The organism is Marinomonas sp. CT5, from assembly GCF_018336975.1.
Classification (GTDB): domain Bacteria; phylum Pseudomonadota; class Gammaproteobacteria; order Pseudomonadales; family Marinomonadaceae; genus Marinomonas.
On sequence record NZ_CP025572.1, the window covers coordinates 768572 to 782514 of the forward strand.

The 13943-nt window shown below is 42.2% G+C and carries 11 protein-coding genes; 4 read left to right on the forward strand and 7 right to left on the reverse strand.

Translation table 11 applies throughout. The features are described 5' to 3' along the window. The 6 genes from dld to C0J08_RS03715 all read right to left on the reverse strand — a co-directional run. The coding region (gene dld, locus C0J08_RS03690) for a D-lactate dehydrogenase (RefSeq protein WP_212654772.1) at positions 1-1687 on the reverse strand (1687 nt) is incomplete at its 3' end. A gap of 71 nt (positions 1688-1758) precedes the next feature. Beyond that, positions 1759-2793 (reverse strand): TRAP transporter substrate-binding protein, encoded by a 1035-nt coding sequence (locus C0J08_RS03695; RefSeq protein ID WP_212654773.1) that lies wholly within the window; start codon positions 2791-2793, stop codon positions 1759-1761. Positions 2794-2813: 20 nt separating this feature from the next. Next, entirely contained in the window at positions 2814-4091 is a 1278-nt protein-coding gene (locus tag C0J08_RS03700; RefSeq protein WP_212654774.1) for a TRAP transporter large permease subunit, read from the reverse strand. Next, complete coding sequence (locus C0J08_RS03705; protein ID WP_212654775.1) at positions 4091-4615, reverse strand: TRAP transporter small permease; 525 nt, start codon at positions 4613-4615, stop codon at positions 4091-4093. Before C0J08_RS03705 ends, C0J08_RS03700 begins: the two co-directional genes overlap by 1 nt. 41 nt (positions 4616-4656) lie before the next feature. Then, positions 4657-6441: an IlvD/Edd family dehydratase gene (locus C0J08_RS03710; protein WP_212654776.1), complete on the reverse strand. Its 1785-nt coding sequence runs from the start codon at positions 6439-6441 to the stop codon at positions 4657-4659. Between the two features lie 72 nt (positions 6442-6513). Beyond that, on the reverse strand, positions 6514-7716 hold the full coding sequence (locus tag C0J08_RS03715; RefSeq protein ID WP_212654777.1) for a fumarylacetoacetate hydrolase family protein: 1203 nt from the start codon (positions 7714-7716) through the stop codon (positions 6514-6516). Positions 7717-7829: 113 nt separating this feature from the next. Between C0J08_RS03715 and C0J08_RS03720 the strand changes: the two genes are divergently transcribed. The 4 genes from C0J08_RS03720 to C0J08_RS03735 all read left to right on the forward strand — a co-directional run bounded on the left by C0J08_RS03720 (position 7830) and on the right by C0J08_RS03735 (position 12125). Further along, positions 7830-8798, forward strand: coding sequence for a LysR family transcriptional regulator (locus C0J08_RS03720; protein WP_212654778.1), 969 nt, complete (start codon positions 7830-7832; stop codon positions 8796-8798). Positions 8799-8884: 86 nt separating this feature from the next. Continuing rightward, the gene (locus tag C0J08_RS03725) at positions 8885-10471 is read left to right on the forward strand and encodes an aldehyde dehydrogenase (NADP(+)) (protein ID WP_212654779.1); all 1587 of its coding nucleotides are present in this window, start codon (positions 8885-8887) and stop codon (positions 10469-10471) included. 23 nt (positions 10472-10494) lie between these two features. Further along, positions 10495-11229, forward strand: a complete 735-nt coding sequence (locus C0J08_RS03730; protein WP_212654780.1) for an SDR family oxidoreductase — start codon at positions 10495-10497, stop codon at positions 11227-11229. Positions 11230-11276: 47 nt separating this feature from the next. Beyond that, positions 11277-12125, forward strand: a complete 849-nt coding sequence (locus tag C0J08_RS03735) for a fumarylacetoacetate hydrolase family protein (protein WP_212654781.1) — start codon at positions 11277-11279, stop codon at positions 12123-12125. Between the two features lie 101 nt (positions 12126-12226). Here C0J08_RS03735 and C0J08_RS03740 read toward each other — a convergent pair whose 3' ends face one another. Then, entirely contained in the window at positions 12227-13936 is a 1710-nt protein-coding gene (locus C0J08_RS03740) for a SulP family inorganic anion transporter (RefSeq protein ID WP_212654782.1), read from the reverse strand. Between the last annotated feature and the right edge of the window lie 7 nt (positions 13937-13943).

Genomic DNA, 13943 nt, shown 5'->3' on the forward strand with positions numbered 1-13943 from the left:
TTTTGCCTTTTTGAGTTTTGCCAATTCCTGGGTTCAAACTATTGGTAGGATCATTTTTCTTGTAAAACGCTTTTAGTGCTTCTTTAGCCTTATACAGCTGACCAACATTATGTTCTGCTGGGTATTCAGCTCCTTTTTCATCAAAAAAAGCCAGTAGTTGATTTTTAACCTTATTTTCGTCAACACCAGATTTGAGAATGTAGTCTTGGTGCATTACGTGACACATAAAGTGCCCATTATACAATTTCGCTTCCATTAGCTTATCTAGTTCAGGGGGAAGTGTCTCAAACCATTCTTTTTCGTTGCGACGTAAGGCAATATCAAGTGCCATTATCGGGCCGAATTGTGGGTTCAGAGTGTGATATCGTTTTGCCGCTCCCCCCGCGACAAATCTATTTAGAAAGGCCTTTTTTCCTTCTTCCGCACTGCACTCTAAATAGTTGCCTTCATTAGATTCAAAAAAACGCTTTAAATACTCTTTAGCTTCATCAACACCCTCATCAGACATATGCAACATCAAGTGGTGTTCGAATTGATCACGGTATTGTCGTAAACGTAAAGGTAAATGGTTAGGGAATAAATAGGAGGTCCATTGCAGAATCTTGTCTGAGATATTTTTGGGTAAAAAAGAATATTTGTCACAGGTTCTGTCAATGCTATTTTTGATTGAGAATAACTTAGGCATTTTATCGCTACCCAGTTTCTCTATTACTAAAAAAGAGTCTTTGCCATATTTTTCACAGACATCAAAGTAGTCTCGATGCATGTATTCGCCAGATATGGGGAGGTTTTTAAAATGACTCAGAATATCATGTCGTATTTTTGTTAATGTATCGGTGTGATTGGCTCCAATATAGAAGACTTGTTCTTTTTTAGTCTTGGGAAATGTGTCTAAACGAACGGCAAAAACAATGAGCTTTCCAGCGCACCCTGAGGCCTCGTACAACAGCCTATTATCATTATTAAAACGAGAAGGAGTGTTGGCTTTGATGTCTCGTACTCGCTGCTGATATTCGTTGTTACTGGCTGCTCGCTGTGGGTATTCGATATCACTTTCTTTATAAGTCGTGTTTTCTAGAGAATGTAAGATTGTTTCGGGGTCTTTACCTAGATTAATACCGAGATGATTGACAAGCGTTAACTTATGATTTTCATCTATGCGTGCATATAGAGCCATTTCTGTGTAAGCGGGTCCACGTTGGAGTAAAGCGCCTCCTGAGTTGTTGCACACGCCTCCTATAATCGAAGCTCCAATACAGGATGAGCCAATGACCGAGTGTGGTTCTCGGTCATAAATATTGAGCGCTTTTTCTAGTTCATAAAGACGGCTACCTGGAAAGGAGATGACTTGTTTTCCTTTATCGAGTATTTGTATGTTCTTTATTTTGACTGTGCTAATTATGACGAGATCCCGATCATACTCTCCATAAGGAGTGGAGCCTCCAGTTAACCCTGTATTCGCGGCTTGAATAATCATAATGACATCAGCATCAACACAAGTACTGGCTACTTGCCATAATTGAATGAGTGAGTCGGGGAGAATAACAGCCAAGGCTTTTCCTTCTCCAAAACGAAACCCTTTGTAGTAGCTGGCTGCTTTTTTTTCATGTGTAATAAGGTTTTTCTTTTGAACGATTTCTTCTATTTTTTTTAAGAAACTCTTTGCGTCTAGGCTGCTTTCTCTCATTGGATTACTCGTTATTGCGGATCAGGATAGTAAATCGGTAGCATTTCCTAGAAAATGCTACCGATGATGATTTATTTACTTTTTGCTTCTTTAATCGCTGCAAAGAATTGATCAAGTAAATCTTGTCCTAGTTCTTTTGCTTGACCGTCAATAACCGTTTTTGCTGAAGCTTTCATCTTATCCATTTCTTCAGGTGAAATGCTGTTCACTTCCATTTTGGTTTTTAAGAAAGCCAGAGATTTTTCAGCTTGTTGTCTGCTATCTTTTCTTTCCGCTTCTCGGGAGACAATGGCGGCTTTTTTAATGATGGTTTTTTCATCATCGCTAAGCTTATCCCAGAAAGGTTTACTGATTAACATAACCCATGGACTATAGACGTGGTGTGTTTGGCTAAGGTACTTCTGAACTTCATAGAATTTACTGGATTGAATCGTGCTATATGGGTTCTCTTGCCCATCTACCGCTCCAGTTTCTAACGCAGTAAAGAGTTCTGAAAAGGCCATAGGGACAGCGTTAGCGCCCATTTGGTTGAAGAGCTCTAAGTACATAGGGTTTTGCATAACCCTAAGTTTTACTCCTTTTAGGTCGTCCATTGTTTTGATAGGGCGTTTTGAGTTGGTTAAATCACGAAACCCATTTTCCCAGTAAACAAGACCGACTACTCCATGCTCCTCTAACCCATCAAGCATACCTTGTCCAAATTTTCCATCTAGAACTTTGTCTGCTTCTGGACCATCTTTAAACATGAAGGGTAAATCCCAAATCGCGAAACTTTTATCTATGCCAATTAATGATGACGTCGAGGTGATCATCATTTCTTGCGCTCCACCAATGAGCGCATTTTGCATTTGAATTTCATTTCCCAGCAAGGCATTTGCAAAAGATTTTACTTTGAATTTTCCATCAGAAAGGCGTTTAACTTCCTGTGTAAATGTTTGCACGGCTCTACCTTGCTTACTATCTTGATTTAATCCATAACCAAATCGAATTATTCGAGAGTTCACATCCTGCGCGCTGGCACTAATAGAACCAATAGTAAGACTGGTTCCTATCGCTATTGCTAAAATAGATTTAAATGCTTTATTTGATATTGTTATTTTTTTCATTTTATTTTCCTTTTTTAGGTTTAATAGAGCAGTTTTGCTGGTACGGTTATAATTTCTGGAAAGACGACAAATAGAACGATTATTGCCATGTAAGCCAATAGAAAAGGCAATATTCCTCTTGTGATTTTTTCTAATGGTTCTCTAGCGACACTCGAAACAACACTTAGAACGGTGCCAACCGGTGGGGTAATTAATCCAACACAGCCAACCATAATAAACATAACGCCAAAATAAATAGGATCTATCCCCGCCTTAATAATTAAAGGGATGGTGACAGGGGCTAATATTAATATGGTTGGTGTTAAATCCATGACCATGCCAATCAGTAACATGACGATCACGATGGTTGCCATTAATATTCTCGGACTGTCCATAACAGGCGCTAAGATATTAATTAATTCTGCTGGTAGATCTGCTAATGTCACCATATAAGAAGAAACAATAGCGGCGGCACACAGAAACATAACAATACTTGTTGTATAGGCTGCTTGAATGAAAAGAGGGATTAGGTCGGGGATTTTTAATTCTCGATACACCAGAAGGCTAATTATCATCGCGTATCCAGCAGCAATCACAGCCGCTTCGGTTGGCGTGAAAAGCCCTCCCCGTAACCCACCGATGATAATGACCGGCATAAGTAATGCAAAAAATCCATCTTTTGCAACGCTTAACCTGGCTTTTATACTTTGGCGTGGTTGAGGTTCCACATCAACGGTTTTCATACTCCATTTCCAAGCTAAGACCAAGCCTAGCCCCATTATGATTCCAGGCACAATGCCTGCCATAAAGAGCTTGCTGATGGATAGATTTGCTGTCACACCAAAAATGATAAATGGCATGCTAGGAGGTATGATTGGAGCAATAATGCCTCCTGCGGCAATGAGTCCTGCTGAGCGACCAATTGGATAACCATTGTTGCGCATCATAGGAAGAAGCAGGGTTGCTAGTGCTGCTGTATCTGCAATCGCTGAACCCGATAAGCTCGCCAGTATGACGGCTGCAATGATCGCCACATACCCCAAGCCCCCGCGTCTATGGCCTACGCAACTAATTGCAAGGTTTATGATGCGTTTGGATATTCCCCCTGCATTCATGACTTCCCCTGCAAGGATGAAAAATGGCACTGCCATTAAAGGAAAGCTATCTGCACCGTTGATAAGATTCTGTGCTATTAATTGAGCATCAAAGAAATCAAGATGCCACATTAATGTCACGCCAGTTAAGATCAAGGCAAATGCGATTGGCATACCTAAAAACATAAAGCCAGCTAAACTTAATAGAAAAATTCCTAATGCCATTAGTTATTCTCCTTGAGTTGCTCTGGTGATGTTTTTGTATTACCTGGAATGTGTGAATGTTCACTTTTTAAAATGACTAATATAATGTTTCTAATAATATAAAAGCCCATACCGATGGAAGCGAAGAGTCCAGTAGAATACATAAAGGCTAAAGGGTATTTCATGACGGTTGAATTTATATTCCAACCGATATTGTATTGTTTCCAGCTTCCTTCTAAAAATAAATATAAGGCATATAACATAAAGGAATGACTGATTATGACGCATATCAATCGTAATTTTTTAGGCAGTTTTCTTTGAATAAGATCAAATCCAATATGGGAGTTTCGCCCAATAGCAAGCGTAGCCCCCATGAAGATTAACCATACAAATAAAAGTCTTGATAACTCTTCCGAAGCCGCAATGCCTGAGCCAAAAAAATATCGTAAAACAACATTTATAAATACAGCCGAGAACATTACAGCCAAAGTTAAAGCCATCATATATTCAATGAATCGTTCAAATTTATTGATTATATTTTTCATTTTTTCACCGTTATTATTTTAATTACGTGAGAGTAAATATTCTAATGTGAGTGTCTAGGTGGATTGTCTTTGGATATTACTTTTAAATGTAAGGTGGCCGGTTCTAAGCAGCCTCCCGTTGAAAGTTGTCCAACAAGCTGACGATACAGTTCTTGCCAAGGCGTTTGAGAGGTTGGAATGTTTGGTGTCCATTCCTCACGACGTTTGGTCATTTCTTCATCATCAATTAAAAGATTGATTGAACGATCATTTAGGTTGATTAGAAGTTTGTCATTGGTACAAAGTAGGGCAATACCACCACCGACAGCGGCTTCAGGAGACATATTTAGAATGGATGGGCTTGCAGAAGTACCACTTTGGCGACCATCACCAAGACACGGCAATGATGACACTCCTTGTTGCATTAATTTAGAGGGTGGGTCCATATTGACGACTTCAGCGCTACCTGGATATCCAACAGTACCAGCCCCACGAATCACCAAAATACATTTTTCATCTATGTTGAGCTCTGGATCTTCTATTCTAGCGTGGTAATCCTCCGGCCCCTCAAATACGATGGCACGGGCTTCAAATGAGTTTTCTGCACCTGGCTCAGATAAATAAGTTTTTTTGAATGCGTCACCCACCACAGACATTTTCATTATGGCGCTATCAAAAAAGTTACCACTTAGAATGATAAAACCAGCTCGATGTTTGAGTGGTGCTGCGCATTCATAAATAACATCGGCATTATGAGTCGGACTAGCGGTAGCAATTTCCCCGATGGTTTTGCCGCTAACGGTTTCACATTGTTCATGGAGATAGCCTGACTTTTGAAGCTCATGAAGCACAGCAGGTACTCCGCCTGCACGATGAAACCCTTCACCTAGATGTTTACCCGCAGGCATACAATTCACGATTAGTGGCACATTTTCACCGACTTCCTGCCAGTCATTGAGCGATAAATCGATGCCCATATGACGTGCAATGGCGATTAGATGAGGAGGGCAGTTTGTTGATGCACCAAGTGCGGAAGCAACCACGATGGCATTATGAAATGACTCTTTTGTCATTATCTGTGAAGGGCGAATATCGTCGAGAACTAACTCACAGATACGTTTGCCTGTCGCATATGCCATTTGTCCGCGCTCTCTATAAGGGGCTGGGATACTGGCGCAACCTGGTAAAGACATACCTAAGGCTTCGGCTAAAGCATTCATGGATAATGCTGTCCCCATGGTATTGCAATGACCGATGGATGGGGAGGCCGCGGTGGTCATCTCCATAAAGCCTTCGTAGTCAATCTTACCGGTTGCCAATAATTTACGAGAGCTCCAGATCACGGTGCCTGAACCGATTAGCTCACCTTTATGATGTCCATCCAACATCGGACCGCCAGATAACACAATGGCTGGTAAGTCAGTTGTGGCGGCTGCCATGAGGCAGGCGGGAGTTGTTTTGTCGCAGCCTGTGGTGAGTACGACACCGTCTAAAGGGTAGCCATGAAGTATTTCGACTAAGCCTAAATACGCTAAATTACGATCCAGAGCGGCGGTAGGTCGACGGCTTTGCTCAGCAATGGGGTGGACTGGAAATTCCATTGGTATACCGCCCGCATCACGGATACCTTCTTTAATACGTTGTGCTAATTGGACGTGATGACGATTACAAGGCGTTAAGTCACTTCCTGTCTGCGCTATACCTATAATAGGGCGACCTGATTGAAGCTCTTCACGAGTCAGTCCTTGGTTCATGTAGCGCTCTACATACAATGCAGTCATATCGGCATGGCTTGGGTCATCAAACCATTGCTGGCTACGTAAGCGAAACTTATTATTATTTTGCATTTGAGTATCTCTGTATTTTTTAATTATGCGGCGCTATTCTCATCACCAAATCTTCATCTATGGTGCATCTTGTTATTCACTGACAACGTTATTTTTAGCTTTTAATAAACCGCGGTGAGTCAAATTATTGATCAGCGAGTTGATTCCAAACTCCCATGGCTTTGCATTGCTACTGTATGTGACTGTGTTATGTAGCGTGCCAAGTTTTGGGCTGTTAATAATAACGGTGTCACCTAGCTTATGCGTAAAGCCTGCGCCAGTATGATCACGGTCTTGAGTTGGTGAGAAGAGCGTTCCTAGAAATAACAGAAAGCCATCTGGATACTGGTGGTTTTCGTTAATCGTTTGGTTAACAAGGTCTAAGGGACTACGACTGATTTTTATCATAGAAGACAGCCCTTCTAAGGTGTAACCGTCGGTGCCTTTTACTTGCAGAGTGACTTCACAAGTATGTATATCTTCTAAGGTGAAGTTCTCGTCAAATAATCGAATAAAAGGACCAATGGCACAAGAGGCGTTGTTGTCTTTTGCTTTGCTAAGTAGCAGGGCACTACGTCCTTCGAAATCACGTAAATTAACATCGTTGCCTAAGGTTGCACCTTGAATTTTCCCTTTGCTGTTTACCGCTAAAACGATTTCAGGTTCAGGGTTATTCCATTCAGATTTAGGGTGAATACCAATGGATTTTCCGCTTCCGATAGCCGATAAAACAGGGGCCTTTGTGAAAATCTCAGCATCTGGACCAATACCCACTTCTAGATATTGTGACCACATCCCTTTCTCGATTAACAGTTCTTTTAACTGAATGGCTTTTTCTGAGCCTGGCTCAACAGAGCTTAGGTTATCGCCAATCACACCTTCTACTAAGGTTCGGATCGCTTCAGCCTTTGAAGGGTTTCCTCCTGCTTGTTCTTCAATGACTCGTTCAATCATGCTTGAAGCAAATGTGACTCCTGCCGCTTTAATAACTTGAAGATCGGCTGGGGCAAGTAAATAGGCCTGATCTGTGTTGGCTGAATCATGGGTATTGTCCAGTAGATCCTCTAGGCTGCATAGGAATTTTCCTTTGACAGCGTTAAGTTGTTCTACAGGGTGATCGTTTTCTAGGAATTCGCTTAGGGTGGCAAAGTGTGTAGATATATCAAAAACACTGTTTTCACGAATGACAACAAGTGAGGGTCCTGATGGATTACCTGGAGACCAAACGCGGCCAATAAGAGTCGCTTGGTCTGCATCGACTGGTAGAGTATTTTTCGTTGTAAGTTTGATCGACATAATTGGTATTTCCTTATTCTTGTTGGAATGTACATTAAGGTGGAGAATCGATAAAATCCAATGACATATAGTTAATATTTGATAACTGCTAGTTATTGATTTGAGGAGGGGTTATGTCGCATTTTTCATTTTCTACATTTTGTAACTGGATAAAATTTAGGCATCTGTATTTGTTGGACTCTCTGGGACGAACAAAAAATATGCATTTGACAGCACAGCAGATGAATTTGAGCCAGCCAGCCGTGAGTAAAATGCTAAAAGAAATCGAGGGCTTACTGGGGTTTGACGTGTTCGATCGACAGCCACGAAGTATGGTGCCGACTACTTTAGGAGAGCATGTAATTCGATATGCACATACAACATTAAATGATGCAAATGGCTTTGTTGAGCAAATTACTAGCTTGCACAAAGGAGGGCATGGTTATTTAAAAGTAGGAGGGATTTTTGCAGCTACCTCAGCGGTCCTTCCCGAAGCCATTATGGAGATAAAGAAACGCTCTCCTTTGTTGAATGTCGAAGTTGTTGAGCAAACAAGTGGAAACTTGATGAAAATGTTAGAAGAGAAGACGCTGGATTTAGCAATAGGTCGATTTTCAGAACAAGGACAGCAGCAAGATTTTGACTTTACGCCTTTGGCCCCTGAAAAGTTTTGCTTAGTGGTTAACTCAAACCATCCTCTTAGCGGAGAAGAAACCGTTTCGCTTGAAAAGCTCTTTGAGTGGCCCTGGTTGTTATACCCTAAGGGAACACCAATTAGAGATCGTATGGAAGAATCTTTCGCTAAAGCTGGGGTGGCACTGCCGCAAGATATTGTGGTGACCATATCGGTACAGACTTTTCTTGAGTTGCTACAGCGAGGACCAATGATTGGCATGTTGCCCAGTGTGATGGTGAAGCCTCATGTAGAAAGCGGCGTTTTGTCGGTACTTAAAACCCCTCTGGATTTAGTACCACAATATTACGGTATTTTAACAAGAAAAAATGAAGAGCTAGTGGGGCCAGCTTTAGAGTTTGCCAATATTCTTCAGCATAATGCTAAACAAATATTAGCGGCTGAAAAACAATCAATTGATATTTTTTAGTTATCAATTGATCAATAAAAACCATTGGTAAGTGATCATTATCAGACCTAAATTACCGTAAATAACAACAACGGTATGGGAATTTTATGTCTGATTACAACGGTTACAATTTCATTGGAAATACTCGCAGTGCAAAAGGAGATGTGGTTTTAAAGAGTCGTAATGCCACAACTGGACTTGAATTGCCTCCTTCATTTTATCAAGCCACGATGGATGAAGTGGATTCCGCCTGTCGTGTCGCTTCATCGGCCTTTCCGCTTTACAGCAAGTTATCCGCAACTCGTCGCGCAGAGTTTTTGAACAAGATTGCCGATGAATTAGACACTCTTGGTGACGAGTTTGTGGAATTGGTTCAACAAGAAACGGCTTTAGATGAAGCTCGTATAAAAGGCGAATGCAGTCGTACAAGTAATCAAATGAGGTTGTTCGCAGAGCTATTGACCCGTGGTGACTTTTACGATGCCAGAATAGATACCTCAATGCCTGATAGACGTCCTTTACCTCGCGCTGACATACGACAATGTCGTATTGGTCTTGGTCCTATCGCAGTATTTGGGGCAAGTAACTTTCCCTTAGCCTTTTCAACGGCTGGTGGTGATACAGCCTCAGCGCTTGCCGCAGGTTGTCCTGTCGTATTCAAAGCACATAGCGGACATATGGGAACTGCGGAAAAAGTGGCTCTTGCCATTCTGAGAGCTGCTGAGCAAACATCAATGCCTGATGGTGTTTTCAGCATGATATTTGGCTCTGGTGTTGGTAAAGCATTAGTTAATCATCCTGCGATTAAAGCCGTTGGTTTTACTGGTTCTTTATCTGGTGGTAAGGCTATATGTGATATGGCGGCGGCTAGACCACAGCCCATTCCAGTATTCGCCGAAATGAGCAGTATCAATCCGGTGGTTGTGTTACCTCAGGCTTTAGAAAACAGAGGTGACGTCATCGCAACGCAACTAGCCGATTCTGTGGTTTTGGGGGTTGGGCAATTTTGTACTAACCCAGGTATGGTAATTGGTATTCGATCTGCCAATTTTAGCGCTTTTATTAAGCAACTCGCTTCTGAAATATCGCTCAAACCAAGTAAGACAATGCTAAATAGTGGTACTTTGAAGAGTTATCGACAAGGGTGTGAAGCATTACAAAATCATCCTTCAATTAAAATGTTAGCTAATGGCGAAAATCTTGAAAATAAAGCAACGGCGTATTTATTTCAGGCCGAATCCAGCTTGTTGATGAGTGGTAGTGAGTTACTGCAAGAAGAAGTTTTTGGTCCAGCCACTGTTATTGTTGAAGTAAATAACATGGAAGAGTTACAAGACGGTATTTCGGCGATGCATGGTCAACTAACGGCCACGTTAATTGGGGAGCCCGAGGAACTTGCACAGTCTCAAGTATTACTTTCGTTACTTGAGGAAAAAGCAGGTCGGGTATTAATTAATGGTTACCCAACAGGCGTTGAGGTGTGTGATGCTATGGTTCATGGTGGACCATTTCCGGCCACTTCAGATGCTCGTGGTACCTCGGTAGGCACTCTGTCTATCGATCGATTCCTACGTCCAGTTTGTTTTCAGAACTATCCAAACTCACTTCTTCCTGATGCATTGAAAAATAGTAACCCGTTGAATATCGAACGCTTAGTAAATGGTGTAAGCACGAAACGCCCGATTGAAGAGTAACTAGGTAGTAAGGATGTATCTCAATGAAGGGAAAAAAAGTACTGATAACAGCCGCAGGACAAGGGATTGGTTTGTCCAGTGCACAAGCTTTTTTGAATGCCGTCGCGGAAGTGTTTGCGACGGATATTGATGTTCGTAACTTGCAAACAATACCTCAATTAAATGCACTTTATCTTGATGTGACATCGGAAGCTGGAATCACCAGCCTGCAAGATCAAGTTGGCAATATCGATGTCCTTTTTAATTGTGCTGGTTATGTACATGCTGGCGATATTCTGATGTGTGATGAATTGGCATGGCGTCAATCATTCGATCTGAATGTAACAGCCATGTATAAAATGATCCGTGCTTTTTTACCTGGAATGATTGAGCAGGGAGGAGGCTCAATCATCAATATGGCATCTGTGGCGTCAAGTATTAAAGGCGTACCTAATCGGTTTGCTTATACGGCAAGTAAAGCCGCTGTGATAGGACTGACCAAATCCGTTGCTGCAGACTTTATTGGTAAAGGTATTCGTTGTAATGCTATATGCTCAGGTACTGTGGATTCGCCTTCTTTGCGTCAACGAATCTCTGAGCAAGCGTTGCAACAAGGGGTGGCAGAGGAGGCCGTCTTCAATCAATTTATTGAGCGACAGCCAATGGGACGAATAGGCCATGCTGATGAAATTGCCAAATTAGCCCTGTATTTAGGATCAGATCAGTCTAGTTATACAACTGGTACAGTTCAAATTATTGATGGTGGTATGAGCATTTAGTGTTTGTACGTACCGAAAAACAGTAGTGGAAGTGGTAGGAGATCACATTGAAATTATTACGATATGGGATGAAAGGATCGGAGCAACCAGGTGTGCTTGATGATCTAGGCCAAATTCGCGATCTATCTGGCTATATAGATGATATTTCTGGCCCGGTTTTAAATGATGAATCACTTTCTACGTTGAGAAAACTGGATATAAACTCGCTTCCTAAGGTCGCTGGAAATCCACGTATTGGCCCATGTGTGAATCGCGTTGGAAAGTTCATTTGTATCGGTCTGAACTATGCGGATCATGCCGCAGAAGCCAATATGCCTGTGCCAGAAGAACCAGTTATTTTCAATAAATGGACGAGCGCGATATCGGGACCAAATGATGACGTTGAAATACCGATTGGTTCCACAAAAACGGATTGGGAAGTCGAGCTGGGGGTTGTAATAGGTAAAGCTGGCCGCTACATATCTGAGTCTGATGCAATGGACTATATTGCGGGATACTGTGTTATCAACGATGTCTCAGAACGTGAATGGCAAATTGAGCGTGGTGGTACTTGGGATAAAGGAAAAGGCTTTGATACGTTTGGCCCAATAGGCCCTTGGTTAGTAACAAAAGATGAGGTTCCCAATCCTCATGAATTAAAGTTGTGGTTGGAAGTCGATGGTCATCGTTATCAAAATGGGAACACCAATACTTTAATTTTTAAGATCCCTGAAATTATTGCTTATTTAAGCCGCTGCATGAGTTTGCAACCAGGGGATATTATTTCTACGGGAACTCCGCCGGGAGTTGGAATGGGGATTAAGCCTAATGCCGTTTATTTGAAGCCCGGACAGACAATGAAACTGGGCATAGACGGACTTGGTGAGCAACAGCAGCTTACGGTTGCTGCAAAGTAATACAGAAACACTAATGTAAATTTGAGGTCTCCAGTTTTGGTGACCTCAAATAACAGGCTTTTATCCATATGCTGAGGCAACAGGGCTTGTTTGTCCCTTTTCTAACTATCCGTAATTTCTTTAAACGCTTGGTATTGGGATAAATACACCTTGCCATTTAAGTGTTGTAAGAATCCGCTGCATGCTAAGTGATCCATGACAGGGCCTTTTACCTCGGAAAGAGAGAGTTTAACGTTTAAGCTTTTTAGTTGTAGATTCAGGGCTTCGAGCATTTCCAAGGCGCTGAAGTCAATTTCATTGACCGCGCTGCATTGAATGACCACGTGGTTGATTTCTTTGCGTTGGCTAATGGTGTCAATAATGTGATCTTCCAAAAAGCTTGCGTTGGCAAAAAACAAGCTTTCATCGGGTCGTAAACACAGTAGCTTAGGTGAGGTTTCCACTTCGTAGCGTTTTACATTACGAAAATGTTCAGATCCTTTGATCAGTCCAACTTCTGCCACGTGTGGTTTGGATGTGCGATATAAATGCAAGGCAATTGATAGCGTCACACCAGAAGCCACACCAATTTCTACCCCCATTAATAATGTGATCACTATGGTTGCGAGCACGGCATAGAAATCGCTGCGTGAAAATTGCCAAGTTTTTTTCAAAATGGAGAAATCGATTAACGTTGTGACAGCCACAATGATGGTTGCCGCCAGTGTGGCTTTGGGTAAAAAGTACAACATCGGCGTTAATAATAAAGACGCAATCATAATACCCATAGCTGTCATGATGCTGGCAAGCTGAGTCACCGCACCGGCATCAAAGTTCACCACAGAACGAGAGAATCCCCCTGTCACAGGAAAGCCCCCAGATACTCCTGATGCAATGTTTGCGGCACCTAAACCAATGAGTTCTTGGTTGGGTTTGACTTTTTCCCGCCTTTTGGCACCTAGAGTTTTGCCAACTGAGATAGATTCCACATAGCCAATGATCGAAATCATCAGGGCAGGTAAGGCAAGTTCTTTAACCAATTCCAGCGATGGTAAGGTAAATATCAAGCTCGGCAGTCCTGCTGGAATGTGTCCTGTTATTGCGACACCATGAGATTGCAGATCATAGAGATAAACAACCGCAAGGCTTGAAAGCACGCCAAGAATCGGAGCCGTTTTCGCCAACGACGCGGCGGAGGTTTCGGGAACGTTTAGCATAATCAAAAACGCTTTTGCGTGACGACGAGCGAGCAGTAAAAATGCGATCACAGCAACACCAATGACAAACGTGATTGGTTTAAATTGGCCGATGTTTTCCAGCATGGAAAGCAATTGCGTGACAACGTTGTCGCCATGGGCTTGAATGCCCAAAATATGCTTTAGCTGACTGAGCGCTATGATAATGCCAGACGCAGAAATAAACCCAGAAATGACTGAGTGAGATAGCAGGTTAGTGATCATGCCGAGTTTCATTACCCCCATGATGACTAACATGGTGCCAGATAACAGCGCCAGAGTGATTGCGCCAGTTAAGTAACTAGCGGTGCCTTGTTCAGCAATCACTGCTAGCGATGTTGCCGTCATCAGTGATGCGACAGCAACAGGGCCAACCGATAGAGATGTACTGGTGCCAAATAAAGCATATAAAACCAAAGGCAATATACTGGAATATAGGCCGACTTCTGGTGGCACTCCAGCCAGCATGGCGTAAGCCAGTGACTGAGGAATCAGCAACATAGTAACGATAAACGCGGCGGTGGCGTCTTGGCTAAATTGACCTCGGTTATAGGTTTTTAGCCAAGATAGGGCGGGAATGAAACGTTCAATGGTCATGTTAATG